Raw genomic sequence first — 25,645 nt, 5'->3', positions numbered from 1 at the left:
TGCCCCTTTCCCCCATACATATTGCTTCCCTACAGGCTGAGAAAACCGATGAGTTTCGCCATTTTTATACCATCTCATCCATGTCTTGATCTGCGTCTTATTTTTAATCCCTAACGTCTCCATAATTTCTCGGTTGGTATACCCTGCTTGTTTCATCTCGATAGCTTTCCACTTGATCTCCTCTGGATAATGAACTCTTGTCCCCATAAGACAAACACCTCCACAAATCGAAGTGAGTTATACATTCGATTCAGGAGGTGTTTTTTCCTTGTCCCATTTTACTGGGTCACTTCACGTTTTTCGCCAAGAGGGGTTTTTCCATTAAAACATTTCAGATACCGTTTTTGCTTGCATATGAAGAAGTAAGTAGTCTGGGCCGCCTGCTTTTGAGTCTGTTCCAGACATGTTGAACCCACCGAACGGATGATAGCCGACGATGGCACCTGTGCAACCGCGGTTAAAGTACAGGTTACCAACATGGAACTCTTCACGCGCTTTTTCTAAGTTAAAGCGGTTGTTTGAAATGACGGCACCTGTTAAGCCATATTCGGTATTGTTGGCAATTTCAAGCGCATGATCGAAGTCTTTTGCTTTCGTAAATGCCACAACAGGTCCGAAAATTTCTTCTTGCATAATGCGCGCTTTCGGATCGACATCCGCAAATACCGTTGGCTGAATGAAGAAGCCTTTCGAGTCGTCTCCTTCACCGCCTGTCATAAGCTTGCCTTCTTGTTTACCAATTTCGATATATTCCATAATTTTGTTGTACGCCGATTGGTCAATAACCGGCCCCATAAACGTGCTTTGTTCTTCAGGGTTGCCGACTTTTAATTGCTTCGTTAACTCAACGACGCGGTTTAATACTTGGTCGTATATATCTTCAAGCGCAACGACACGCGAGCATGCCGAGCATTTTTGCCCAGAGAAGCCAAAAGCAGATGCAACAATTGATTGTGCCGCCAATTCTAAATCTGCTTCTTTGTCGACAACGATTGTATCTTTTCCGCCCATTTCCGCAATGACACGCTTGAGCCAAATTTGTCCTGGATGCACTTTCGCTGCGCGCTCGTAAATGCGAATGCCGACGTCGCGCGAACCTGTAAAGCTAATGAAACGTGTGCGCGGATGATCTACTAAGTAGTCGCCTACTTCTGCGCCGCTTCCTGGAATGTAGTTTAATACGCCTGCTGGAAGACCTGCTTCTTCTAGCACTTCAACGAACTTATATGCTACGACTGGCGTTGCGCTCGCTGGTTTTAACAACACCGTATTTCCTGTGACAAGCGCGGCAACGGTTGTTCCCGCCATAATCGCAAATGGGAAGTTCCATGGTGAAATGACAACGCCAACGCCAAGCGGAATGTAGAAGAAGCGGTTCGTTTCTCCTGGACGGCTTTCGACAGGAATGCCATCTTTCAACTTCAACATTTGACGTGCATAATATTCCATAAAATCAATCGCTTCCGCTGTATCAGCATCCGCTTCTTTCCACGGCTTTCCTGCTTCTTTCACCAGCAATGCTGAAAACTCATGTTTACGACGGCGGACGATGGCAGCAGCGCGGAATAAAATGTCTGCACGCATTTCTGGCTTCGTTTTGCTCCACCATTTAAACGCTGCATCTGCTGTTTGCATCGCTCTTTCTGCTAAATCTTTATTGGCTTTCGCTACGCGACCAACAACTTCTGTTTTATTTGCTGGGTTGATGGAAACAATTTTATCTTCTGTCATGATGCGTTCGCCGCCAACGACAAGCGGATAATCTTGACCGAGATAGGCTTGCACCGTTTTTAACCCTTCTTCAAACGCTTTTTTGTTTGCTTCGACTGTAAAATCTGTAAATGGTTCATGTTTGTAAGGTTGTACCATATGTAAGCCCCCTTTGTTGAAATTACAAAAGCGTTTTCATACACACAATTCCATTCTAATGGATGGATCATACATATTCAAATTTTTTATGGCTGATAGATGTGAACGAACGGCTCATTTTGATCTGGATTTTTTATAATGATGCTCTCCGGTCCACGCACCGAAGAAATGTAAACAGAGATCGGCATGTAATCAGGCATTTTTTCCATAAGAAGACCTGTGACATATTGCGTAAATCCGATGACTTCTGTTTTTCCGTAAAACTGCATCACAATATCAATTGTCAATTGTTGCAATTGGTCATCGCGATAAAACGCCCTGCCAATCACTCCAGTATAATTCGGGAAAAATTCTTCAATATCGGATTTTAAATTTAAAAATTTCACTAAATCATCGCGATGATTTTTTTCCGCTTCATCCGATGGAAACACATAATATTCTTCATTTATTTTTTCCCAATCTTGAATATCGTTACCTCCCTTATCAACATAACCAACCGCAAAAAAGTGTCCTGGAACGATAGACGATTTTGGTTGTTGCTCAAATAAACCAACAACAATTGGCACTTCCTTTAACCCATCGATTTGACGTAAGCGAGAAACAATTTCCGCCGCTGCTTTTTTCCCTTCCTTCTCCATATCGCTTTTTGAAATTTTTACTTCGCGTGGATATCCTTCTTCTGTTTCATAGTAATGAACAGAATTCATCGCAAGTCCGATGACAACCCCGCCTAATTTCACTTTATCGTTTTCTGTTTTCACTAAGTAGTTATGCTCTAAAATATGTGAAATGTAAAGGGGAGATTTTTTATTTTTTTCTGCATTTGTCCCTGTATTTCCTAGAGCAGGATTCAACCCTTCGCCATTTCCTTGCTTTCGTTTAAGCCATGACTCAATCGTTTTTCGATCTAAATATTGTCCTTGTTGAAATAAATATTGCGACGGAGAAAACTTATCTTGTGCGATGCGCATTAAACCGAGTTCAAATTCATCCATATCTAATCTTGTGTTCACATTTTCAACGACAAGCCCGCGCGCCTCTCCAGGTTGAAAAGGTAAAATGGTACGATAATACGAATTAGAAATGTTGTACTTTGGAATAATCGCCTTTTGTTTTTTATTATCTGTCTCTTGCACTACTTGCTCTTCTTGATTAAATTTTGGCGCGCATGCTGACAAAGTAAGAAGCATACAAGCAAGCAATATGATCCACTTTTTCATCGTTCACACCTGCTTTGATTGTTGTATTTCTTGAAGAAAACGCGCTTCATCCCAAATTGTAATGCCAAGCTGTTTCGCCTTCTCTAGTTTTGATCCCGCGTCTTCACCGACAACAACAACGTCTGTTTTTTTACTGACGCTCCCTGTCACTTTTCCACCTAACGCCTCAATTGCTTCTTTTGCTTCACTCCGCGACATCGATTGCAACGTACCTGTTAAAACAAACGTCTTCCCAGCAAACGTGGAGCTTATATCGACTGTCTGTTTTGCTCCTTTATATGTCATATTGACACCATATGCCCGCAAACGTTCAAGCAACTGCTTCACTTCTTCTTTTGAAAAATACGTGACGATTGAATCCGCCATTTTTTCACCGATTTCGTGAATGGCCGTCAGCTCTTCTTTTGTCGCTTGTTGGAGGCGTTCCATCGTTTCAAAATGTTCCGCTAACGTTTTTGCCGCTTTTGCGCCAACGTGGCGAATACCGAGACCAAACAATAAGCGCTCCAGTGAATTTTGTTTCGATGTTTCAATCGCTTGCAGTAAGTTTGTTGCTGATTTTTCCCCCATTCGTTCTAATGCGACAAGCTCGTCTTTCGTTAATGTGTACAAATCTGCCACGCTGCGAACAAGACCATGCTCAAATAGTTGAGCAATGACTTTTTCACCTAGTCCGTCAATGTTCATCGCTTGACGTGAGACGAAATGAATCAGCCCTTCTCGAATTTGTGCCGGACATTGTGGATTCACGCAGCGGAGGGCAACTTCATCATCCAGTCGAACAAGCTCGCTCGCACACGCTGGGCAATGGGTTGGCATATCGAATGGCTCTTCTTTTCCTGTCCGTCGCTCAGGCAACGAACGAACAACCTCTGGAATAATATCGCCTGCTTTTTTTATGACAACGTAATCGCCGAGACGAATATCTTTTTCACGAATGTAGTCTTCATTATGAAGTGATGCGCGTTGCACGATCGTTCCTGCGACGCGTACCGGCTGCAAAATGGCTGTCGGAGTCACCACGCCTGTCCGACCGACACTTAGCTCAATATCAACAAGTTGTGTAACAACTTCTTCAGCAGGAAATTTGTAAGCAATCGCCCAGCGCGGACTTTTTGCTGTCGCCCCAAGTTGCTTTTGCTGCGCAAATGCGTCTACTTTAATGACGATCCCGTCAATATCATACGGCAATGACGCACGTCGTTCATGCCATTGTTCGATATAAGAAAGCACATCATCAATCGTTTCACATACTTGTCGCGCTGGATTTGTTTTAAATCCAAGCTCATCTAAATAATTAAGCGCTGCGCTATGTGACAAAATTCCGAGCTCTTCTGCGTTGACGACATGGTATGCAAATATGTCTAATTGACGAGAAGCAGCAACTTTCGGATCAAGTTGTCGAAGCGAGCCAGCTGCCGCGTTACGCGGATTCGCAAACAATTCTTCCCCGTTCATTTTTCGCTTTTCATTTAATTTTTCAAACGATTTTCGCGGCATATACGCTTCGCCACGCACCTCAATGGTCACTTGTTTCCGTAATCGAAGCGGCAACGAGCGAATCGTTTTTAAATTCTCGGTAATATCTTCACCAGTCGTTCCATCACCACGCGTCGCCCCTTGTACAAAATAACCGTCTTCATAGCGCAGCGACACCGCTAAACCATCAATTTTCAATTCACATACGTAACGCACATCGCCAACTTCTTGACGAACACGGCGATCAAAATCTCGCAAGTCTCCTTCATTGAAAGCGTTGCTTAAACTAAGCATCGGCACACGGTGGGTCACTTTTTGAAACGCTTCTAATGGGGCGCCACCAACGCGCTGCGATGGAGAGTCCGGCGTTTTATATTGCGGATATTGCTCCTCTAACTCCATTAATTTCCTCATTAATTCATCATACTCAGCATCAGAAATAGACGGTTGATCTAACACGTAATATGCGTAATTATGTTTTTCAATTTGTCCGCGCAATTCAGCAATTTGCTTTTCAACGTCGTGTTGTGCCACGTTTTTCATCCTTTCTACACTTTCGTAATCGGAGCAAATTTCGCCAATAGTCGTTTAATTCCAATTGGGCTTGAAAAAGCAACATCTAGTTCTTGATCGCCATCGCTTTCTTTTACACGAACGATTGTGCCAACTCCCCATACTTTATGACTTACTTTATCCCCCACGCGCCATTCCCCTTGCGAAGCAGTAGATGGACGCACGGATGCGGATGATTTTTTCACTCGTTTATGCGCATATTCAATCAATTCTTCAGGAATTTCATCAATAAAACGAGATGGGGCATTGACATGCGTTTGTCCAAATAACGTACGCATATGGGCGCGCGTTAAAAACAGTTCTTCTTCAGCACGAGTAATGCCGACATACGCCAAACGACGCTCTTCTTCCATTTCATCTTCATCATTTAATGAACGGTTATGTGGGAAGATCCCTTCTTCCAGCCCGACTAAAAAGACGACAGGAAACTCTAATCCTTTGGCTGAATGGAGCGTCATTAAAACGACCGCATCATTTGTTTGTCCTTCGCTATTATTATCAAGCTGGTCGATATCTGCTACAAGCGCCAAGTCTGTCAAAAAGGCAACGAGCGACTTATCTTCATTTACTTGTTCAAAATGTTGAGTCACTGATAAAAACTCATCGATGTTCTCTAGTCGGCTATGTGCTTCTAACGTTTTTTCTTCGCGAAGCATATCGCGGTAACCCGAGCGATCGAGTACATCTTCAACAAGCTCGGTTACAGATAAATAGTGTTGCATTTGGCTCCAATGATGAATTTGTTCGCGAAATTGTACGAGCGGTGCAGCGATGCGAGCGCTAATCCCCATTTCTTCAATGGAACCAAGCGCATCAAACATCGATATCCCTTGACTCGAAGCATATGCTGCAATTTTATCAATTGTCGATGCCCCTATGCCGCGTTTTGGTACGTTAATAATGCGCGTGAAACTAATGTCATCGTTTGGATTCGCGATTAACCGTAAATACGCTAAAATGTCTTTAATTTCTTTTCGATCATAGAATTTTAACCCACCGACAATTTTATATGGAATGTTCGCCTTCAATAACATTTCTTCAAGCACGCGCGATTGCGCATTCGTCCGATATAAAACCGCAAAATCTTTATACGTTCGTTTTCCGTCATCGACATATTCTTTAATTTTTCCAACGACAAATTGCGCTTCATCGACTTCCGTCATCGCTTCGTAATACACAAGCGCTTGCCCTTCGCTATTTTCTGTCCAAAGTTTTTTCGGTTTTCGTTGCGTGTTATGTTCAATGACCGCATTCGCTGCTTGTAAAATCCGTTTCGTTGAACGGTAATTTTGTTCAAGCAAAATCACTTTTGCATTCGGATAGTCTTTTTCAAACGATAAAATGTTGCTAATGTCGGCACCGCGCCAACGATAAATGGACTGATCGGAATCCCCGACGACACATAAGTTTTGAAAACGTTTTGCAAGCATGTTCACAAGCAAATATTGCGAACGGTTCGTATCTTGATATTCATCGACATGAATGTATTGGAACTTTCGTTGATAATATTCCAACACTTCCGGAACGCGTTGAAATAATTGGATCGTCGTCATAATTAAATCATCAAAATCAAGCGCATGATTGCGCAACAATCGTTTTTGATATTCTTGATACACTTCCGCTACAAGCTTTTCATATGGGTTTGCTGCTTGTTCGGCATATTTTTCTGGTGTCACCAAATCGTTTTTCGCGCTGCTAATCGCACCTAAAAGCGCACGTGGATCATATTTTTTCGGATCAATATTGCGATCTTTTAAAATATGTTTTAACACCGATAATTGATCAGTCGGGTCTAAAATAGAAAAGTTCGCATGAATGCCAATGCGATCGATGTCACGTCGTAAAATGCGGACGCACATCGAATGAAACGTCGAAATCCATATATCTTCCGCTTGCTTTCCAACGATGCGCTCCACGCGTTCTTTCATTTCACGTGCGGCTTTGTTTGTAAACGTAATCGCTAAAATGTTCCACGGAGCAACGTCTTTTTCCGCCATTAAATAGGCGATGCGATGCGTTAATACGCGCGTTTTGCCACTTCCTGCTCCCGCCATGATTAGAAGCGGTCCTTCTGTCGTTTTTACCGCTTCTTTTTGCTTTTCATTTAATCCATCCAACAGCATATGTGCCGACATACTCATTTTTTTCACCACCAAAACATATGTTCTCTTTTTTATTCTCCATTTATGTTGATTTTCCTTTTACCGCTTCGACTGTTTGTAATGCCATTTGTAAATTTGTATAAATAGCGTTGCCAACAACAACTGTATCCGCCCACATCGCCATCTCTTTCGCTTGGGCTGGTGTATGAATGCCACCGCCATAAAACAAACGGGTGTGTTTTAGCGTCCGCTTTACTTTCTCGACAAGCCTTACATCTCCGTATCGCCCACTATATTCCATATAAAAGATAGGAAAATGATATATATGTTCCGCCATGCGAGCATAAGCGATGACATCTTCCTCTGTTACATTCGTTCGCGCCCTCGTTAATGATGCCGCTTTACAGTCGTCATTTAAAATACAATACCCTTCAACAAACAGTTCTTCCCAATTGATTAAATCACCAAACTGTTTGACCGCTTCGTGATGTAAATCAATTAACCAAGTAAGATCGCGGCTATTGAGCACCATGGGAATGAAATAATAGTCAAATCCAGGTGTGACTGCCTCGATATTTGATACTTCTAGCGCACAAGGAACGGAAAAACGACGCACACGTGCAAGTAAGTCAATAACGTTTTCAAGCGTTACACCGTCTGTTCCACCGACGATAATCGCATCGGTACCTGATTCACATACTTGTTCTAACTGTTCGTCAGTAATGGCTTTGTTCGGATCTAATTTAAACACATGTCGCCATGTTGTCATCTCATTCATGTTTTTTCACCTCATCTCATTATAACAAAAATCATACCAAAACATCGTAAAAAGAAGCTGACTCACTGTGAGCCAGCCTCTTCCTGTTGTTCGTTATAAATACGGTCAAGTGCCATCGCATACGCATCATTTCCATAGTTTAAGCAGCGCTTTACGCGTGAAATCGTCGCTGTGCTTGCCCCTGTTTCTGTCTCAATTTTATGATACGTATATCCTTCACGCAACATGCGCGCTACTTCCAAACGTTGCGCAAGCGCTTGTATTTCATTAACCGTACATAAGTCATCGAAAAAACGATAACATTCTTCTAAATCTTTTAATGACAAAATCGCTCGAAATAATTGGTCAAGCTCTCTGCCTCGCAATTTATTAATTTGCATATACGTCCCCCTATTCATATTGTACTTGTTCGAGATTTGGAACGACTTGAATCCATGTTTTCCCTGGAACAAATCCGAGTGGAACACCGCTTTTGTAAGGGAGAAGGCGCCCCTCAACATTTTTCCACTCTACTTCCTGTACTGTTCCTTTTTGGAATAAGTATCCTTTTCCACCTGATGTAAAGTCAATATCTCTCCGACCATAGTCATCAATAATTCGATGTATCGCTTCAATCACAAACACATTTTCTACCGCAATCGGTGTATTCGTCTCCCGATCTACCGTCAGCTCATCGCCGCTCGAACGAACGTATTTCGTTCCGTCATATGCATAATGAACGTGGGCATACGATCGTTTAGAGTACACCACATCAATATTCGTTGCTTTTACAGCATTCGTCAAGTCGTTTGTAAAAAAAGGTAGCGGTTTGACTTCTTCTTCGAAAGCATAGCCGTTTTTTTCAGCCCCTTTTTTAATATTTTCAAAAGAAATATATGAATTGTGTGGTGATTTTCGTGAACGATCTCGCCAAAATAACGTTCCGTCATAAAATAAGCCATTTACGTAATCTGCAGCACCAGACTTTAATAACGTTTGGGCCTTCGGACTCCAACCGTGGCATACATATAAGGCATGAAAGCCGTTGCTTAATTGAATAAAATAATCTCTTGCGCTTCGAACAGGACCAATGACTTCAGGCTGTTCACTTTGATAAATAGCTAAAAACCTTGTAATATCTCCTTCAGCAAGCACTTCATACACGATGTCTGCTTTATGTAACCCCGACTGTGGTCGAGCGGCAGGATAGTTATTAATCATCACCGCAACCGCACGTTGCATCGCTTTTTCTTTTGCTGGCATGCCTGTTAACGGAAATGTCCACGCTGTTTCTTCTGTTTTTTGTTCATTTCGTTGTTCAACTGTCTTTGGTGGGGACCCGTTTTCTTCTACATTTGATTGTGGACGTTGACATCCGGTACCGAACATAAACACCGTCATGATGATCAATCCAAAAAGTAATCGCCGCAACATGAACCCAACCTTTCATTTCCTTCCCTTTTATATTTTAACGCATTATTGTCGGAAAGAGTACTGTTTTATGCATAACATCGTAAATTCCTTTCGGTGTAATACGAATATACGGCAAATGTGTCGATGATAAAAAAAGCAAAGTGTAAATTGGATCCGCAAACGCATAACCGCGCGCTCGCAACAGTTCGCCGAGCGTTTTTTCTTCTTCCATTAACACTTCCATCGGTTTTGCCGACATTAATCCGCCTAAAGGAAGCGGGATTTCATGAATGATTTCTCCGTGTTCGCAAAGGACAATACCGCCTCCGATTTGTTTCATACGTTCAAAAGCAAACAACAAATCACGTTTACTTTTCCCGATTAAAATAATGTCCCCTGTATTAGAGTACGAACTAACAAGTGCTTGCACATGTGTCGCAAACCCTTTTAATATAGTGTTTACACGCCATTTTCCGTTGCGATCAATAAGCATTAAAAAGCTTTCATCATGATCCGCTGATAGCTCATCAGCAGATGTATCAATCGAAATCGAATATGGCTTAATAATGACCGAGTTCTCCATATACATCCCTAACGGCATTGAAAACTGTAAATCATCCATCTGTAAGTCCCAAGATAGCGAAAGTGGCGAAAGACCGTGTATATCCCAATTAACTGTTGGAAAAGCAGCGACAGGTACACCGTCACGTTTGACCCATTGTCCACTCGCTAAAACAGAAATAGGAGTCGGATTAGAAGCATGTTCAAGAATGTTAATGTGTGCAATGCGTCCTGGCGTAATGCTTCCGTGCAAATGATCGATATTATAATAACGAGCAACGTTCCATGTGGCCATGCTATATGCATCAATATCGCTTACTCCTTCTTGTAATGCAATGCGAATCATTTCGTCGATCATTCCATTTTCATAAAACGCAGGTGTTGAGCCATCTGTCGTAAACATGCAATGATCGTAATGATGAATGCCGCATTGTCTCATTTCTTTAAGCAACGTCGGCAAATCAGGGCGAATGGACGAATGACGCAATGATACGGTATATCCTTGCATTAAACGCTTATACACATCACTTCCAGTCATCGCTTCATGATCCGCATCAGCACCAAACAATTTCATTTTTGTTAACGTTCGATCTGAAGCTCCCGGAAAATGACCTTCCACTTTTTTGCCAATCTTTTTCGCTTCCTGTATCCAATGGAGAATGAAATCGTCCCCTTCTAACAGCTTTGGCCATCCAGTCAATTCGCCAACTTGTAATACCGCATCATTTTCCAGCCAACTTTTCATGTTTTTATACGAAAAAAAATGCTCTTCTCCGTTCATTTCTGTCTGTGGATCCAGTCGGCACCACCAATACATCGTCACCGGTTGTTTTTCCATAGCGGACAAAAAAGAAAACGCTTTCTTTTTTGTTAACTGTAAAAAAAGGAATAGATTGTCATTAATAAGTGTTGTTGTACCGTGCTGTGCTGCATATTCCGCTAACGTATGGGGATTATATAACTGAAACGGATGAGCATGTGGCTCCATATAGCCAGCAACAAGCACTTGATTCGAGCAGTCCACTACTTCGCATGAATCGAGTTGCTTCGGTTTATTTGGACCGACATATACAATTCGGTCATCGCAAACCCAAACGTTTCCTTGTACCCATTGACGTATGTATGGATGTAAATACGTTGCGTTCATGAACACTTTTGTTGGTGCTTTCTTTCCGTCAACAACGGCAACGTGTCGGCGAATTTGTTCGTTTTTCCATCGATATCGTTTTTCCATCATGATCGCTTTCCTCCTAAATCGTACCATCGTCTATTCACATTTTAACGGATGAAAGCAAATTTCACAAACAAAAAGGAGGATGAATATGAAACAAAATATCGGTATCATCAATGCGATGATTCGCATCACATGCGGATTTACGATGCTAGCTTGGGCAACTGCCAATTTTTCTCGCAAACCGTGGCGTGAATCGTATATTTGGGTCATGATGCTCGCTGCGATGAAAATCGCAGAAGGTATCGTTCGTTTTTGTCCTGTGATGGCTTTGTTTGAACGATATCAATGCCATTGTGACAGCAACAATGAGAATGAGAAAGCGATTCCGATTGAGCCAGTTAACCCTTCGTAACAATAACCCCCTTGTATGCATACAAGGGGGGAAAGGAGAGAAAGTATGATTGCTGAATATATAACAGATACATTCTTTATTCTTATTCTTTTAATTGGCAGCATCGTTGCCCTTAGTTTTGTATACGTTCGCAAGCGACGTGCGCGATAGCTTTATTGCCAATATCACGTCGATAAAAAAGTTGGGCACAGTCAATGTTCTGAATTTGTTCATACACAAGACGTTGTGCTTCTTTCAACGTGTTCCCACTCGCCACAACAAGGAGCACTCGTCCCCCATCTGTTACCCACTCATCGTCCACACGTTTTGTGCCAGCGTGGAAAATTTGTGCTCTCGTTATACGTTCTAGACCACGAATAACAGCACCTTTTTCATATTGTTCAGGATATCCTTTCGCCGCCAACACAACCCCAATCGTTGCTTCGTCACTCCAATGCAACGTGATCGGTCGATCTTCCAAAAGCGAGGCAATGACCTCAACAAGATCATTTTGCAACCGAGGTAAAATCACTTGTGCTTCCGGATCGCCAAATCGTGCATTAAACTCTATTACTTTCGGTCCTCGTTCGGTTGCAATTAAGCCGGCATACAAAAATCCTGTAAATGCACATCCTTCTTGTTTCAGTGCCTTCGCGATCGGTTTCACAACTGTTTCAACCGCTTCATGCACCATTTGTTCGCTAATTTGCGGAACAGGGGAATAAGCCCCCATTCCTCCTGTATTTGGACCTTGATCGCCATCGAATGCACGTTTATGATCTTGGGCGATAACCATTGGATACACTCGTTCTCCATGCACAAACGTCATCAAGGAAAATTCTTCGCCCTGTAAATATTGCTCAATGACAACTTGGGCACCAGCTTCACCGAACTTTTTGGCGACCATTATATCATGCAACGCATGAAGCGCTTCGTCGATCGTCATTGCTACCGTGACACCTTTTCCCGCTGCAAGTCCATCCGCTTTAATCACAATCGGGGTTCCTTGTTCATGCACATATTGAACGGCTTCATCGTAATTTGTAAACGTCGCATAATTTGCCGTCGGGATGTTGTACTTTTTCATCATGTCCTTTGCAAACGCTTTGCTTCCTTCAATCAACGCGGCTTGCTGTTTTGGACCGAAAATGCGCAATCCTTCATCTTCAAAACGATCGACAATACCCGCTAACAACGGAGCTTCCGGACCAACGATCGTCAAATCGATTGCTTCTTTTTTCGCCCATTGCACAAGTGTTTCAACATCCGTTTCCGCAATCGGAACGCGCGTAGCCATACTATTCATCCCATCGTTTCCTGGCGCCACATATACACGAGTGACAAGCGGGCTTTGGGCTACTTTCCATACAAGTGCATGTTCGCGACCACCGCGCCCGATAATGAGCACTTTCATCCTTTGCCGCCTCCTTTAATGTTTAAAATGGCGTACTCCTGTAAATACCATCGTAATACCGTATTCATTTGCTTTTTGAATAGAATCTTCATCGCGAATCGAACCACCCGGTTGAATAATGGCAGTCACTCCCGCCTGTGCAGCGGCTTCAACAGTATCACTCATCGGGAAAAACGCATCGGAGGCTAATACAGCTCCTTTCGCACGATCGCCGGCTTGTTCTATTGCGATGTTTGCCGCACCTACACGGTTCATTTGTCCAGCGCCGACACCAATCGTCATCCCGTTTTTCGCGAGTACAATCGCATTCGATTTGACATGTTTCACCACACGCCAAGCGAACGTTAAATTCGACCATTCTTCTTCTGTCGGTTTTCTTTCTGTAACAACTCGCAATGTCGCATCATCAATTGTATACGTGTCTTCGTCTTGAACAAGTAGTCCCCCACGTACCGATACGACAAATGGTTCTTTTTTCCTTTCTGCTTCAAAATCGATCGTTAACAGACGAATGTTTTTCTTTCTCGTTAAAATTTCTAGCGCTTGTTCTGTAAATGACGGAGCGATAACAATTTCTAAAAAAATGTCATGTAATTTCGCAGCCGTTTGTTCGTCAACTTCACGATTAAGCGCCACGATGCCACCGAAAATGGACGTTGGGTCGGCTTCGTAAGCTTTTTGAAACGCTTCAGCGATCGTCTGGCCAACGCCGACTCCACACGGATTCATATGTTTCACCGCTACCACCGCTGGTTCAGTGAATTCCCCTACAATTTGTAAAGCTGCATTGGCATCGTTAATGTTGTTGTAAGACAGTTCTTTTCCATGTAATTGCTTCGCTTTTGTAATAGAAAATGGTGAACTGAGCGGTTTTTCGTAAAATGCAGCCGTTTGATGTGGATTTTCACCATATCGTAACGATTGTTTTTTCACAAACGTCATCGTCATCGTTTCCGGATACGTTTCTCCAACGACGTTTGTCAAATATTGTGCAATCATCGCATCATACGCTGCAGTATGGCGAAATACTTTTGCAGCTAACGCCCGTCTCGTCTCAAGCAACACTTCATCGTATTGTTTCAGTTGTTCAATGACTAAGTGATAATCAGCTGGATCCACAACCGCTGTCACATAAGCGTGATTTTTCGCTGCTGCTCTAAGCATCGTCGGGCCGCCAATATCGATCTGTTCAATCGCTTCCATCAGCGTCACGTTCGGATTTGCGATCGTTTCTTGAAACGGATATAAATTGACAACAACAAAATCGATCGGCGTGATGTTATGTGCTTGTAGCTGCTGTTGATGTGTTTCGTCATCTCGCACAGCTAACAGTCCACCGTGAATATTTGGGTGCAATGTTTTGACCCGTCCGTCTAAAATTTCTGGGAAGTTTGTCACATCAGAAATGCTTGTCACAGGGATTCCGTGTTCTGCTAATACACGCTTTGTACCACCTGTTGAAATGATTTCTACTCCAAGCTCTGCTAGTTGCTTAGCAAATGTAACAATTCCTTTTTTATTTGACACGCTAATAATTGCTCGTCTTTTCATTCTTTGTACTCCCTTTCTCCGTCAACAATTGTTGAATGACTTGCGGATACAACACATGTTCAATTTCATGAATGCGGCGCTCAACGCTTTCTAATGGTTCTCCGTCATCAATATATAGTGCCCGTTGCGCAATAATTGGTCCCGTATCCATTCCTTCATCAACGTAATGCACTGTAACCCCTGTCACTTTCACACCGTAGCGATACGCTTGGCCAATCGCATCTTTTCCTGGAAACGCCGGCAGAAGAGAGGGATGAATGTTTACAATTCTGTTCGGATATGCCTGTAAAAGCGTTGGACCGATAAGCCGCATATAACCAGCAAGAACAACTAAGTCGATTTCTTTTTGTTGTAGTTGTTGTAAAATCTCACGTTCAAATTGTTGTTTCGTTTCATATTGTTTAGGGTTAAAAACAAATATCGGCACGTGTTCACGCATCGCTCGTTCAATCACTTTCGCTTGCGGTCGATCACATACAAGAAGCGCCACTTCGGCTTGAATATCTCCTTTTTTTACGGCATCAACAATCGCTTGAAAATTCGTGCCGCTTCCTGAAGCAAAAATAGCTATCCGCTTCATTCGATTTTTCCTCCAGCAAATGATACACCCGTTCCTTCTTTTACACGACCGATAATGTACGCCTCTTCTCCACACGCTTCAAGCAACTGTACAACGTCTGGCACAACACGGCTATCAACCGCTAATACAAACCCGATACCCATATTAAAAATATTGAACATATCGATTCGTTGTAGCTGTCCGTATTGTTGTAAAAAGTTAAAAATTGATGGAATCGGCCATGAACCGTAATCGATTTCGGCTTGTAATCCATTCGGCAACATACGTGGAATGTTTTCGATAAAACCTCCTCCTGTAATATGCGCCATCCCTTTGATATGGAATTGTTTTAACGCTTCAAGTACTGCTCGAACATAAATGCGTGTAGGGGTCAATAGTTCTTCACCAAGCGTTCGAGAAAATGGTTCATATACGTGATCCAATTGCAAATTCGCATCTTTTATAATTTTTCTAACGAGCGAATATCCGTTGCTATGCAAGCCACTTGAAGCTAAACCGATCAGCACATCGCCAGAAGCAATCGCATCTCCTGTAACAAGTTTTTCTTTTTCCACTACTCCAACCGCAAACCCAGCTACATCGTATTCATCTTCGGGATACATACCCGGCATTTCCGCTGTTTCTCCCCCGATGAGGGCACAGCCTGCTTCGACACAGCCATCAGAAATTCCTTTTACAATATGTTCGATTTTTTCAGGCACCGCTTTTCCGCAAGCGATGTAATCAAGGAAAAAAAGCGGCTCTGCTCCTTGTACGACAATATCGTTTACGCACATCGCTACGCAATCAATTCCGATCGTATCGTGCCGGTCTAGGGCGAATGCAAGCATTAGTTTCGTCCCTACACCGTCTGTTCCAGATACAAGGACAGGTTGTTTATACCCGAGCGAAGAGAGGTCAAACATTCCTCCAAAACCACCTAAGCTTCCAAGTGCACCGATTCGGGCAGTTTTGGCGACATGTTTTTTCATCCGCTCTACCGCTTCATATCCAGCTTCAATATTCACACCGGCTTGTTTGTACACATGTGCCAACATGCTCTCCTCCAATCTTCGTCGGATATTGTCCTGTAAAACAAGCTAAACATTGCCCACAGTTTGCTGAATCGTTTGGTCTTCCAATCGCTTGCAAAAGCCCTTCTGGACTTAAAAAAGCAAGAGAGTCCGCTTCAATGAGTTGTCGAATTTGTTCGATCGTATGGTTAGCCGCAATAAGCTCTTCTTTCGTTGATGTATCGATGCCATAAAAACATGGATGCGTAATCGGTGGTGAACTAATGCGTACGTGTACTTCCGTCGCTCCTGCCTCACGAAGCATGCGAACGATACGCTTGCTCGTCGTTCCACGTACGATGGAATCATCGACCATGACAACTCGCTTCCCAGCTACAACTCCACGGACAGGCGATAATTTCATTTTTACACCTTGTTCACGAAGTGCCTGCGATGGCTGAATAAACGTCCGTCCAACATACCGATTTTTAATTAACCCTAACTCATATGGAATGCCTGTTGCCTCCGCATAACCAATGGCTACCGAAATGCTCGAATCCGGCACACCTGTAACAACGTCTGCTTCAACAGGTGCTTCAAATGCTAACCGCTTGCCAAGATTTTTCCGCGCTGTATGAATGTTAATGCCGTCCACATTGCTGTCCGGGCGAGCGAAATAAATATATTCCATACTACAAATGGAGCGAGCTACTTTAGGGGCGAAACGCTCGGAACGAATCCCTTGTTTATTAATCATAATGAGCTCTCCTGGCTCCACTTCCCGCTCATATGTCGCACCAATGACATCAAACGCACACGTTTCCGATGCCACAACGTACGCCTCACCTAAGCGCCCAAGCGATAAAGGACGAAAACCATGTGGATCAAGCGCAATATACATTTCCGTTTCCGTTAAAATAAGAAAGGCAAAAGCGCCACGTAAATGTGTTAATGCTTCTTTAATTCGCTCTTTTAAAACCGGCTCATCACTACGCTTAATTAAATGAGCAAGCACTTCGGTATCAGACGTCGTTTGAAAAATGCTCCCTTGTTGTTCTAAACGGAAGCGCAATTCATCTGCATTCACTAAATTTCCGTTATGCGCAAGCGCCAAACTACCGCCTTGGGAACGGAATAAAAGCGGTTGAACATTTGCATATCCGCCCCCACCAGCAGTAGAGTAACGGACGTGGCCGATCGCAGCCATGCCCGTTAATTGCGCTAATTCCCCACGACCAAATACTTCCGTCACTAAACCGAGTCCTTTATGAAACTGGAGCGTTCCATTTCCACCGACAACGATTCCCGCTCCTTCTTGACCACGATGTTGTAAACTATGCAGTCCGTAATATGTCAACGTCGCTGCTTCTTCATGTCCCCAAATGCCAAAAATTCCGCATTCTTCATTTAATCCTTTGATTTCAGCAAGCATGGAATAGCTCCTTTCCATACATTTCGCATCGTTTCTACTGGAACGTGGAGAATACACGTACCCCCGGCTGTCACATGGAGCGTTCCGTCATTGGTCACTTCCCCGATACGTACCGCTTGAACAAGTCGCTCAAACATTTGTTGATGCTCTTTTTTCACAGAAACAATAAAACGTGATTGTGTCTCGCTAAACAATTCAGCCACGACATCACCTTCAATCGCCACACGTGCCCCTAAACCTTGTGCGCTCATTACACATTCCGCAAGGGCAACAGCTAAGCCCCCTTCTGATACATCGTGTGCTGACGCTACAACCCCAGCTCGAATGGCAGCGAGAAGTTGGCGTTGTCGTTTCGCTTCAACATGTAAATCAATCGTTGGAGCTTTGCCGAAAATACGACCTGTTAGCCATTTTTGTAGCTCGCTCCCACCAAATTCTTGCTTAGCTTCCCCAATGACATAAATCAAGTCGCCAGGTTGTTTAAATGCTTGTGTCGTAATATGACTAATATGTTCAACGATACCAACCATCCCGACAATCGGTGTTGGATAAATGGCTTCACCGTTCGTCTCATTATAAAGCGATACATTTCCGCTAATGACAGGCGTTTCTAGCACACGACACGCTTCGCTCATTCCCTCTACTGCTTTTTCAAGTTGCCAAAAAATTTCAGGCTTCTCTGGATTACCAAAATTTAAGCAATCGGTGACAGCAAGTGGCTGAGCCCCAGAACAAACAATGTTTCGTGCTGCTTCTGCAATCGCAATTTTCCCACCGACTTCTGGATCTAAGTATACGTAACGAGAATTACAATCCGTTGTCATCGCTAACGCTTTATTTGTGCCACGAATGCGTAAAACAGCTGCGTCAGATCCTGGAGCCACAACCGTGTTTGTCCGCACCATATAGTCGTATTGCTCATATACCCATTCTTTACTTGCAATCGTCGGCTGGCTTAACAGCGCAAGCAATGTTTCTTCATAGTTATCAACTGTCGGTACGTACTCCATCGTTTGAAAATCACGATAATACGCCGGTTCTTGCGACGGTTTATGATAAACAGGAGCATCTTTCGCCAGCGCGTCAACCGGAATTTCAGCAACAACTTCTCCATGATGATACAAACGCAACATATGGTCATCTGTGACACGCCCGATCGCTTTTGCCTCTAGTCCATATTTTGAAAATACATCCATGATTTCTTGTTCGCGACCTTTTTTCACAACGAGAAGCATGCGTTCTTGTGATTCAGACAGCATCATCTCATACGGTGTCATTCCTGTTTCACGTTGTGGAACGAGATCTAAGTTTAGTTCAATACCAGAACCTGCTTTGCTCGCCATTTCCGCCGACGAGCTTGTTAAACCGGCCGCCCCCATATCTTGCATACCAACGAGTGCATCGCAATGAATGACTTCCAAACAAGCTTCAAGAAGCAATTTTTCCATAAATGGATCCCCGACTTGCACAGCTGGCCGTTTTTGTTCAGATTGTTCCGTTAATTCTTCTGATGCAAATGTCGCCCCATGAATGCCGTCACGCCCCGTTTTCGCGCCAACATACATAACTGTATTTCCAACGCCTGATGCGATTCCTTTTTGAATATCTTCATGTCGAATCACCCCGACGCACATCGCATTTACAAGCGGGTTTCCTTCGTACGCCGCATCAAATTGCACTTCACCACCAACGGTCGGAATACCGACACAATTTCCATATCCCGCAATCCCTGCGACAACGCGCTCGAATAAATATTTCACACGCGGTGACGTTAATTCGCCAAAGCGGAGCGAGTTTAATAACGCAATTGGTCTTGCCCCCATCGAGAAGACATCGCGAATAATTCCCCCAACACCTGTGGCAGCCCCTTGATACGGCTCAATCGCAGATGGATGGTTATGGCTTTCAATTTTAAATGCTACCGCTAACCCATCTCCAATATCGACAATACCAGCGCCTTCTCCTGGTCCTTGGAGCACATGTTTCCCTTCAGTCGGAAACTTTTTTAATACAGGTTTCGAATTTTTATAGCTACAATGTTCTGACCACATGACAGAAAAAATGCCCGTTTCTGTATAATTAGGCAAACGTCCAAGAATACGCTCAATCATCGCAAACTCTTCATCTGTTAATCCCATGTCACGATACATCTTCTGTTCTTTAATCATTGTTGGACTTGGCTCAAGTAGTAACGACATGTGCGTCCCTCCAATATGTCACAATTGATTGAAACAGTTTTAAACCATCTGCCCCTCCAAGCAACTCATGAACAGCTCGCTCAGGGTGTGGCATCATACCAAGCACGTTTCCCTTTTCATTCACGATGCCCGCAATGTTGAATAAACTGCCGTTTGGATTTTCTCCCTCATACCGAAAAACAATTTGGTTATTAGCGATAAGCTGTTGTAACGTTTGTTCATCACAATAATAGTTTCCTTCTCCGTGCGCAATGGGGATTGTAATCACTTCTCCTTGCTCGTATTGCGATGTAAACATCGTTTCGTTATTTTCGACACGAAGCTTTACCGGACGGCAAATAAACGTTAACGTATTGTTGCGTCGCATCGCACCTGGGAGAAGTCCTGCTTCAAGTAAAATTTGAAATCCGTTACATACACCTAAAATCGGCTTGCCTTCATCGGCTGCTTTTTTGATCGCCTTCATCACGTTAGAAAAGCGTGCAATCGCTCCAGAGCGTAAATAATCCCCATATGAAAAGCCGCCCGGCAAAAGAATGGCATCAAAATCATCTAAGCAATCCACATCATGCCAAACGTATTCAACTTCCTCCCCTAATTCATCTGAAATGGCATGATACATATCGACGTCGCAATTGGAGCCTGGGAATACAACGACCGCAAATTTCACTGAACGACAACCTCCTCAATCTCGTAGCGATAATCTTCAATGACGGTATTCGCAAGTAACTTTTCACACATCTCTTTCACAACTGCATCGATGTTACGATCACTTTTTTCGACGAGTAACTCCATAAACTTCCCGATTCGTACATCTTGCACTTCACGATAGTTTAAGCTATGCAATGCTCCTTTTACCGCATTGCCTTGCGGATCTAATACATTTTCACGCAATGTGACATACACTTTTACTTTGTACATGATAATCCTCCTAATCGTTGTAAAAGTTTCGTATATGTTTCTGTTAAGTCGCCTAAATCACGACGAAATACATCTTTATCAAATTTTTCTTTCGTGTGTACATCCCATAATCGACACGTATCTGGGGAAATTTCATCCGCCAACAATACCGCTCCCGTTTCATCTTTTCCAAACTCTAATTTGAAGTCAACGAGCTGTAAGTCACATGAACGAAATAAGGAAGTTAAAATGTCGTTAATGCGTAACGCCATCTGTTTCATGTGCAAAAGCTCATCATGAGTGGCGAGCTGTAACAAAGCGATATGATCTTCCGTTAATAGGGGATCGCCTAAGTCGTCGTTTTTATAGTAAAATTCTACAATCGGTTTTTTCATCACGGTTCCTTCCTCTAAACCAATTCGTTTCGCTAAACTACCGGCGACGATATTGCGGACAACAACTTCGAGGGGAATAATCGTCACTTGTCGCACAAGCTGTTCAGTATCAGATATTTTGCGAATAAAATGATTGCTTACACCTGCCTCATGCAACAAGGAAAATAGTAAACTTGTAATCTCGTTATTTAGCCTCCCTTTCCCAACAATCGTTGCTTTTTTTTCGCCGTTAAATGCTGTTGCCTCATCTTTATACTCGATCCATAATACATGCTTCTCATTCGTTGCATACACTTTTTTCGCCTTTCCTTCGTATAGAAGGTATTGCTTCTCCATGTTCTCTCCCCCATTTATCCAGAATATTAGGAATTTTTAGCCTGTAGGCAAGGCAAAGGCCTTACCTATTGCAAGCCAAGTCGCCGAAAAATTGTATCGACATGTTTTAAATGATAATTGTAATCGAAGCAATCTGCGATTTGATCCTTCGTTAAACGACTTGTAATCACTTCGTCTGCTTCAATTAACGAGCGGAACGGCACTTGTTTTTCCCATGCTTCCATCGCCTTTGGTTGTACAAGATCATACGCTTCCTCACGCGTCATACCTGTGTCAATAAGCGCTAGCAATACGCGTTGTGAATAAATAAGTCCGAGCGTGCGATCCATATTCTTCTTCATGTTTTCTGGGAATACGGTCAAGTTTTTCACGATATTTGTAAAGCGGTTGAGCATGTAGTCTAAAGCGATCGTTGCATCCGGTAAAATAATACGCTCCGCCGACGAATGCGAAATGTCACGCTCATGCCAAAGCGGTACATTTTCATACGCCGTTAACATATACCCACGAATGACGCGAGCCATTCCTGTCATATTTTCTGAACCGATCGGGTTACGTTTATGTGGCATCGCTGACGAACCTTTTTGTCCTTTAGCGAAAAATTCTTCCACTTCACGCGTTTCACTTTTTTGCAATCCTCGAATTTCAACAGCAAATTTTTCAATCGATGTTGCAATTAAAGCGAGCGTCGCCATATAGTGGGCATGACGATCACGCTGTAACGTTTGCGTCGAAATAGGCGCAGGCTGTAAGCCAAGTTTTTCACATACGTACTGCTCAACAAACGGATCGATATTGGCATACGTACCAACAGCACCAGAAATTTTTCCAACGCGTACCGTTTCGGCTGCTTGCTTGAAACGTTCTAAATTTCGCTCCATTTCGGCATACCAAAGCGCCAATTTTAATCCAAATGTCGTTGGCTCAGCATGAACACCGTGTGTCCGCCCCATCATGACCGTATATTTATGTTCAATCGCTTTTTCTTTTAGTACAGCAATAAAGTTCTCTAAGTCACGCAATAAAATTTCATTTGCTTGTTTTAATAAGTATGATAATGCTGTATCAACCACATCCGTAGACGTAAGGCCGTAATGTACCCATTTTCGTTCTTCTCCTAGCGTTTCTGATACCGCACGCGTAAAGGCAACAACATCATGGCGTGTCTCTTCTTCGATTTGTTTTATGCGGTCGATGTCAAAAGACGCATGTTGGCGGATTTTTTCCACATCTTCTTTTGGAATGACACCTAACTCCGCCCATGCTTCACATGCTAAAATTTCGACTTCCAACCAAGCACGAAAACGGTTTTCTTCCGTCCAAATGGCGCCCATTTCAGGTCTTGTGTAACGTTCAATCATACGTTCATCCTCCGATCTGTCCAAATGGAAAATTCGTCTATTTTTCGTTGCATCGCATCGACATCGTCAACCAACCATGTGATATGTCCCATTTTCCGCTTCGGCTTTGCTTCTTTTTTGCCATAAAAATGAACGTGTGCCTCACCCAATTGAGCGATGTTGCGAATCACAGCATCCACATGTTCTCCTAACACATTGACCATCATTGCCGGTTTTAACAGTTTCGTACTGCCAAGCGGCCAATCGCAAATGGCGCGAATATGTTGTTGAAATTGCGATGTGATACAACCGTTTATTGTATAATGACCTGAGTTGTGCGGTCTAGGGGCAAGTTCATTCACATACAATTGTCCGTTTTTAGTCAAAAACATTTCAATCGCTAACGTCCCTACAAGTTGAAACGCTTCTGCTAACTGTTTCGCATATGTTTCAGCTTGTTCGATAATGCGTTCACTCACCTGAGCCGGCGCAATCGTTTCATGTAAAATGTTGTCGCGATGAATGTTTTCAACGACAGGAAACAGCGCCATTTCACCAGAAACATTGCGTACAACGATGATGGATAATTCTTTTACAAAAGGAACCCATGCTTCTAACACACACTCACCGTTGGCTAAAAGTGAACGAGCCTTATGCACATCATCTAAACAACGAATAACAACTTGCCCTTTTCCATCATATCCACCACGGCACGTTTTCAATACAGATGGAATGCCTATCTCTCGAATCGCTTCCTCTAGTTCCTCTTCTTTGAATACAAGACGATAAGGCGCAACAGGTAAGCCAGCAGACTGAACGGCTCTCTTTTCTTTCCAACGATGTTGTGTAATCGCAAGAAGCTCGCTTCCTTGAGGCACATATCCTCTCTCTGCTAATCGATTCAATGCATCCGCATCAATATTTTCAAATTCATAGGTGATGACATCACTTACTTCAGCTAGCTGACATAATGCTCGTTCATCGCTATATGAAGCAACAATTTCAATGTCAGCGACTTGAGCACATGGAGAGTGTGGGGTAGGATCGAGTACAGCAACGAAAAACCCCATCTCTTTCGCAGCGATCGCCATCATTCTTCCTAGTTGTCCTCCGCCAATAATGCCAATCGTTTGCCCCGGAACAATCATTTTAGTCAAGCTGATCACTACTTTCCATCACTTGTTTTCGAATCGTTTCACGACGTGCCCGTAATGCCTCCATATATGTTGGTTCATACGTCCCGAGTATCGACGCAGCAAGCAATGCAGCGTTCACAGCCCCTGCTGTTCCGATCGCTACCGTTGCTACTGGTACCCCACCTGGCATTTGGACGATAGAGAGCAATGAGTCAAGACCGTTCAACGTCTTAGACATAATCGGAACACCGATAACGGGCAATGTTGTTTTTGCTGCTACCATTCCCGGTAAATGCGCAGCTCCTCCCGCTCCAGCAATAATGACTTTAATTCCTCGCTCTTCAGCCGATTCAGCATATGTAAACATAAAATCTGGTGTACGATGGGCTGAAACAACTTTTTTCTCAAATGGAATATGCAATTCCTCTAATATATCACACGCATGACGCATCGTTTCCCAGTCCGATTGACTTCCCATAATGACAGCGACAAGTGGCTGCATTTACACTCACCTCTTTTTATCATTCAGAAAAAAATCCAGAACGACGTCCCTCGATCATAAGGGAAAGCATCATTCTGGACATATTTCGCCCCTAGGGTGAAAAAAGCCAATAAGATCCTTTCCCTCATAGTCCAATAATTTACGGTTATTGGGTAGAGACTTTTGGGCCATATTCCCAAAATTATATGAGGGTTCAATCATGTATTCACTTACTTTCATCTTACCAGTCATTTTTCCATCATGTCAACATAAAATCGAACATTTTTATAAACTTAATATTTAATGTTCGGATTTTACTTAAAGTTCACCCTTTGATCCATTTCATCGTATAGTAAAAGAAAAAGAGAGAGGAGGAAAACAGTGGACTGGACAAAACAATGGGAAGCATTTTTTTCTAATCCTTTTTGGAATGCATCAAATACCTTTTCTTCTCATTCATCTGGCATCAATATGTATCGTCGTGATCATGAGTTGCTTGTTGTCGTTGCCATCCCCGGTTTAGAGAATGTACATGATGCAGAAGTATATATTCATTACAATACATTGGAGATCAAAGCAAATGTTCAATTACATTTTGAAGGATTTGAATTAATTGAGGAAGGAATTACACAAGGACCCTTTGAACGAGTAATACAACTTCCTTTTCCTGTAGGCGAAAAAGTGGAAGCTGTATACGAGAATGGGTTGCTTTTTATTCAGCTTCATCGCCTTATTCCTGATCATATAAAGAGAAAAGTAGAAATTAAATAAAAAATGAGCTAACCAGCATTGGTTAGCTCTTCACTATGGGGGAGAGGATTGTAAAAGCGTTAAACGCAAATACATGGACAAAAAAAGTTAGAGAACAAAGTCGAGATGCCCTCTAACTTACCATGTCCGCCCGGCAACGTCCTACTCTCGCAGGCGGTGTCCCGCCAACTACCATCGGCGCTGGAGAGCTTAACTTCCGTGTTCGGGATGGGAACGGGTGTGACCTCTCCGCCATCGTCACCGAGCAAACATGCTTTTTCGTTTCGCCTCTTTCGGCGTGAAGGATAATTCCTTCAAAACTAGATAACAGGCTAAACAGTCGCCTTCGCTTTTCGTGATGTCTAGCTTCGAACTAACATCCTCCTACGCCTTTCGCTTTTTCCGTTCGACGTGCGTGCACGTCTTCGTCAAAAGCTTTCGGCTCCGTCGGATGTTTTCTTGACTACGTCAAGAACCGTTCTTCGCTTTTCTTTTGTCTAGCTGCGGCTCCTAGCCCCTCGAACCGCTTCAGTCCTGCTGTGGCGGCAACAGCCTCCTCGCAGGCCTTTCGCGTTCTTCGTGGCTGGACAGGCGCCCTCGC

Annotated in this window: 23 protein-coding genes, 1 rRNA gene, 1 pseudogene and 1 riboswitch; of the genes and pseudogenes, 3 read left to right on the top strand and 22 right to left on the bottom strand. The window is 43.2% G+C overall.

Annotated elements, in window-relative coordinates; all coding sequences use genetic code 11:
- From BO219_RS14925 to BO219_RS13655, 9 genes and pseudogenes are all read right to left on the bottom strand, one after another.
- Nucleotides 1–207 (bottom strand): annotated as a pseudogene (locus BO219_RS14925) (IS3-like element ISBt2 family transposase); the annotation flags it as partial.
- A 114-nt stretch (nucleotides 208–321) separates the two neighbouring features.
- Nucleotides 322–1,869, bottom strand: a complete 1,548-nt coding sequence (pruA, locus tag BO219_RS13690; RefSeq protein ID WP_077429943.1) for an L-glutamate gamma-semialdehyde dehydrogenase — start codon at nucleotides 1,867–1,869, stop codon at nucleotides 322–324.
- 86 nt (nucleotides 1,870–1,955) lie between these two features.
- The gene (locus BO219_RS13685) at nucleotides 1,956–3,089 is read right to left on the bottom strand and encodes a CamS family sex pheromone protein (RefSeq protein WP_077429942.1); all 1,134 of its coding nucleotides are present in this window, start codon (nucleotides 3,087–3,089) and stop codon (nucleotides 1,956–1,958) included.
- A 3-nt stretch (nucleotides 3,090–3,092) separates the two neighbouring features.
- The gene (gene ligA / locus BO219_RS13680) at nucleotides 3,093–5,111 is read right to left on the bottom strand and encodes an NAD-dependent DNA ligase LigA (protein WP_077429941.1); all 2,019 of its coding nucleotides are present in this window, start codon (nucleotides 5,109–5,111) and stop codon (nucleotides 3,093–3,095) included.
- A gap of 5 nt (nucleotides 5,112–5,116) precedes the next feature.
- The gene (gene pcrA, locus BO219_RS13675) at nucleotides 5,117–7,282 is read right to left on the bottom strand and encodes a DNA helicase PcrA (protein WP_021095165.1); all 2,166 of its coding nucleotides are present in this window, start codon (nucleotides 7,280–7,282) and stop codon (nucleotides 5,117–5,119) included.
- A gap of 43 nt (nucleotides 7,283–7,325) precedes the next feature.
- Nucleotides 7,326–8,021 carry a heptaprenylglyceryl phosphate synthase gene (gene pcrB / locus BO219_RS13670; RefSeq protein ID WP_021095164.1) on the bottom strand — a complete coding sequence of 232 codons (696 nt, stop codon included), beginning with the start codon at nucleotides 8,019–8,021 and terminating at the stop codon, nucleotides 7,326–7,328.
- A 62-nt stretch (nucleotides 8,022–8,083) separates the two neighbouring features.
- A complete protein-coding gene (locus BO219_RS13665; RefSeq protein ID WP_006323616.1) occupies nucleotides 8,084–8,401 on the bottom strand; it encodes a YerC/YecD family TrpR-related protein in 318 nt (105 codons plus the stop codon).
- Nucleotides 8,402–8,411: 10 nt separating this feature from the next.
- The gene (locus BO219_RS13660) at nucleotides 8,412–9,434 is read right to left on the bottom strand and encodes a DUF3048 domain-containing protein (protein ID WP_077429940.1); all 1,023 of its coding nucleotides are present in this window, start codon (nucleotides 9,432–9,434) and stop codon (nucleotides 8,412–8,414) included.
- 34 nt (nucleotides 9,435–9,468) lie between these two features.
- The gene (locus BO219_RS13655; RefSeq protein ID WP_077429939.1) at nucleotides 9,469–11,211 is read right to left on the bottom strand and encodes an adenine deaminase C-terminal domain-containing protein; all 1,743 of its coding nucleotides are present in this window, start codon (nucleotides 11,209–11,211) and stop codon (nucleotides 9,469–9,471) included.
- 85 nt (nucleotides 11,212–11,296) lie between these two features.
- Here BO219_RS13655 and BO219_RS13650 point away from each other — a divergent pair, with 85 nt between their 5' ends.
- Together BO219_RS13650 and BO219_RS15080 are read left to right on the top strand one after the other, a co-directional pair.
- The gene (locus BO219_RS13650) at nucleotides 11,297–11,560 is read left to right on the top strand and encodes a YgaP family membrane protein (RefSeq protein ID WP_004888777.1); all 264 of its coding nucleotides are present in this window, start codon (nucleotides 11,297–11,299) and stop codon (nucleotides 11,558–11,560) included.
- Between the two features lie 15 nt (nucleotides 11,561–11,575).
- Nucleotides 11,576–11,710: an EYxxD motif small membrane protein gene (locus BO219_RS15080; RefSeq protein WP_329401973.1), complete on the top strand. Its 135-nt coding sequence runs from the start codon at nucleotides 11,576–11,578 to the stop codon at nucleotides 11,708–11,710.
- Here the strand turns inward: BO219_RS15080 and purD are convergent.
- From purD to purE, 12 genes are all read right to left on the bottom strand, one after another.
- Nucleotides 11,673–12,953, bottom strand: coding sequence for a phosphoribosylamine--glycine ligase (purD, locus tag BO219_RS13645; RefSeq protein ID WP_077429938.1), 1,281 nt, complete (start codon nucleotides 12,951–12,953; stop codon nucleotides 11,673–11,675). The genes BO219_RS15080 and purD overlap by 38 nt on opposite strands.
- A 15-nt stretch (nucleotides 12,954–12,968) precedes the next feature.
- The gene (gene purH / locus BO219_RS13640; protein ID WP_077429937.1) at nucleotides 12,969–14,504 is read right to left on the bottom strand and encodes a bifunctional phosphoribosylaminoimidazolecarboxamide formyltransferase/IMP cyclohydrolase; all 1,536 of its coding nucleotides are present in this window, start codon (nucleotides 14,502–14,504) and stop codon (nucleotides 12,969–12,971) included.
- A complete protein-coding gene (gene purN / locus BO219_RS13635; RefSeq protein ID WP_077429936.1) occupies nucleotides 14,482–15,084 on the bottom strand; it encodes a phosphoribosylglycinamide formyltransferase in 603 nt (200 codons plus the stop codon). Before purN ends, purH begins: the two co-directional genes overlap by 23 nt.
- Nucleotides 15,081–16,118: a phosphoribosylformylglycinamidine cyclo-ligase gene (gene purM, locus BO219_RS13630; protein ID WP_077429945.1), complete on the bottom strand. Its 1,038-nt coding sequence runs from the start codon at nucleotides 16,116–16,118 to the stop codon at nucleotides 15,081–15,083. The genes purN and purM overlap by 4 nt, the downstream gene beginning before the upstream one ends.
- Nucleotides 16,081–17,508, bottom strand: coding sequence for an amidophosphoribosyltransferase (gene purF, locus BO219_RS13625; RefSeq protein ID WP_077429935.1), 1,428 nt, complete (start codon nucleotides 17,506–17,508; stop codon nucleotides 16,081–16,083). Before purF ends, purM begins: the two co-directional genes overlap by 38 nt.
- On the bottom strand, nucleotides 17,484–19,706 hold the full coding sequence (purL, locus tag BO219_RS13620) for a phosphoribosylformylglycinamidine synthase subunit PurL (RefSeq protein ID WP_077429934.1): 2,223 nt from the start codon (nucleotides 19,704–19,706) through the stop codon (nucleotides 17,484–17,486). Before purL ends, purF begins: the two co-directional genes overlap by 25 nt.
- The gene (purQ, locus tag BO219_RS13615; protein ID WP_077429933.1) at nucleotides 19,690–20,376 is read right to left on the bottom strand and encodes a phosphoribosylformylglycinamidine synthase subunit PurQ; all 687 of its coding nucleotides are present in this window, start codon (nucleotides 20,374–20,376) and stop codon (nucleotides 19,690–19,692) included. Before purQ ends, purL begins: the two co-directional genes overlap by 17 nt.
- Complete coding sequence (gene purS, locus BO219_RS13610) at nucleotides 20,373–20,627, bottom strand: phosphoribosylformylglycinamidine synthase subunit PurS (RefSeq protein ID WP_006323591.1); 255 nt, start codon at nucleotides 20,625–20,627, stop codon at nucleotides 20,373–20,375. The genes purQ and purS overlap by 4 nt, the downstream gene beginning before the upstream one ends.
- Nucleotides 20,615–21,337 carry a phosphoribosylaminoimidazolesuccinocarboxamide synthase gene (gene purC / locus BO219_RS13605; protein WP_006323589.1) on the bottom strand — a complete coding sequence of 241 codons (723 nt, stop codon included), beginning with the start codon at nucleotides 21,335–21,337 and terminating at the stop codon, nucleotides 20,615–20,617. Before purC ends, purS begins: the two co-directional genes overlap by 13 nt.
- 65 nt (nucleotides 21,338–21,402) lie before the next feature.
- Nucleotides 21,403–22,698, bottom strand: coding sequence for an adenylosuccinate lyase (gene purB / locus BO219_RS13600; RefSeq protein ID WP_006323587.1), 1,296 nt, complete (start codon nucleotides 22,696–22,698; stop codon nucleotides 21,403–21,405).
- Nucleotides 22,695–23,843 carry a 5-(carboxyamino)imidazole ribonucleotide synthase gene (gene purK, locus BO219_RS13595; protein ID WP_077429932.1) on the bottom strand — a complete coding sequence of 383 codons (1,149 nt, stop codon included), beginning with the start codon at nucleotides 23,841–23,843 and terminating at the stop codon, nucleotides 22,695–22,697. Before purK ends, purB begins: the two co-directional genes overlap by 4 nt.
- Nucleotides 23,827–24,315: a 5-(carboxyamino)imidazole ribonucleotide mutase gene (gene purE, locus BO219_RS13590; RefSeq protein WP_077429931.1), complete on the bottom strand. Its 489-nt coding sequence runs from the start codon at nucleotides 24,313–24,315 to the stop codon at nucleotides 23,827–23,829. Before purE ends, purK begins: the two co-directional genes overlap by 17 nt.
- 107 nt (nucleotides 24,316–24,422) lie before the next feature.
- A riboswitch (purine riboswitch) is annotated at nucleotides 24,423–24,524 on the bottom strand.
- 151 nt (nucleotides 24,525–24,675) lie between these two features.
- On the opposite strand from purE, the gene BO219_RS13585 reads away from it, so the two are divergent.
- Complete coding sequence (locus BO219_RS13585; protein ID WP_006323577.1) at nucleotides 24,676–25,065, top strand: Hsp20/alpha crystallin family protein; 390 nt, start codon at nucleotides 24,676–24,678, stop codon at nucleotides 25,063–25,065.
- A gap of 128 nt (nucleotides 25,066–25,193) precedes the next feature.
- Here BO219_RS13585 and rrf read toward each other — a convergent pair.
- A 5S ribosomal RNA gene (gene rrf, locus BO219_RS13580) occupies nucleotides 25,194–25,310 on the bottom strand.
- Nucleotides 25,311–25,645: the final 335 nt, after the last annotated feature.

Source organism: Anoxybacillus kestanbolensis (genome assembly GCF_001996285.1).
Classification (GTDB): domain Bacteria; phylum Bacillota; class Bacilli; order Bacillales; family Anoxybacillaceae; genus Anoxybacillus; species Anoxybacillus kestanbolensis_A.
Note: the sequence above shows the minus strand (reverse complement) of the source record. Positions and strands in the feature narration are given on the sequence as shown.

What these genes read in the sequence shown, in the direction of transcription:
- pruA (WP_077429943.1), bottom strand. Translation starts at nt 1,869, where the DNA reads ATGGTACAACCTTACAAACATGAACCATTTACAGATTTTACAGTCGAA.
- BO219_RS13685 (WP_077429942.1), bottom strand. Translation starts at nt 3,089, where the DNA reads ATGAAAAAGTGGATCATATTGCTTGCTTGTATGCTTCTTACTTTGTCA.
- ligA (WP_077429941.1), bottom strand. Translation starts at nt 5,111, where the DNA reads ATGAAAAACGTGGCACAACACGACGTTGAAAAGCAAATTGCTGAATTG.
- pcrA (WP_021095165.1), bottom strand. Translation starts at nt 7,282, where the DNA reads ATGAGTATGTCGGCACATATGCTGTTGGATGGATTAAATGAAAAGCAA.
- pcrB (WP_021095164.1), bottom strand. Translation starts at nt 8,021, where the DNA reads ATGAATGAGATGACAACATGGCGACATGTGTTTAAATTAGATCCGAAC.
- BO219_RS13665 (WP_006323616.1), bottom strand. Translation starts at nt 8,401, where the DNA reads ATGCAAATTAATAAATTGCGAGGCAGAGAGCTTGACCAATTATTTCGA.
- BO219_RS13660 (WP_077429940.1), bottom strand. Translation starts at nt 9,434, where the DNA reads ATGTTGCGGCGATTACTTTTTGGATTGATCATCATGACGGTGTTTATG.
- BO219_RS13655 (WP_077429939.1), bottom strand. Translation starts at nt 11,211, where the DNA reads ATGATGGAAAAACGATATCGATGGAAAAACGAACAAATTCGCCGACAC.
- BO219_RS13650 (WP_004888777.1), top strand. Translation starts at nt 11,297, where the DNA reads ATGAAACAAAATATCGGTATCATCAATGCGATGATTCGCATCACATGC.
- BO219_RS15080 (WP_329401973.1), top strand. Translation starts at nt 11,576, where the DNA reads ATGCATACAAGGGGGGAAAGGAGAGAAAGTATGATTGCTGAATATATA.
- purD (WP_077429938.1), bottom strand. Translation starts at nt 12,953, where the DNA reads ATGAAAGTGCTCATTATCGGGCGCGGTGGTCGCGAACATGCACTTGTA.
- purH (WP_077429937.1), bottom strand. Translation starts at nt 14,504, where the DNA reads ATGAAAAGACGAGCAATTATTAGCGTGTCAAATAAAAAAGGAATTGTT.
- purN (WP_077429936.1), bottom strand. Translation starts at nt 15,084, where the DNA reads ATGAAGCGGATAGCTATTTTTGCTTCAGGAAGCGGCACGAATTTTCAA.
- purF (WP_077429935.1), bottom strand. Translation starts at nt 17,508, where the DNA reads ATGCTTGCTGAAATCAAAGGATTAAATGAAGAATGCGGAATTTTTGGC.
- purL (WP_077429934.1), bottom strand. Translation starts at nt 19,706, where the DNA reads ATGTCGTTACTACTTGAGCCAAGTCCAACAATGATTAAAGAACAGAAG.
- purS (WP_006323591.1), bottom strand. Translation starts at nt 20,627, where the DNA reads ATGTACAAAGTAAAAGTGTATGTCACATTGCGTGAAAATGTATTAGAT.
- purC (WP_006323589.1), bottom strand. Translation starts at nt 21,337, where the DNA reads ATGGAGAAGCAATACCTTCTATACGAAGGAAAGGCGAAAAAAGTGTAT.
- purB (WP_006323587.1), bottom strand. Translation starts at nt 22,698, where the DNA reads ATGATTGAACGTTACACAAGACCTGAAATGGGCGCCATTTGGACGGAA.
- purE (WP_077429931.1), bottom strand. Translation starts at nt 24,315, where the DNA reads ATGCAGCCACTTGTCGCTGTCATTATGGGAAGTCAATCGGACTGGGAA.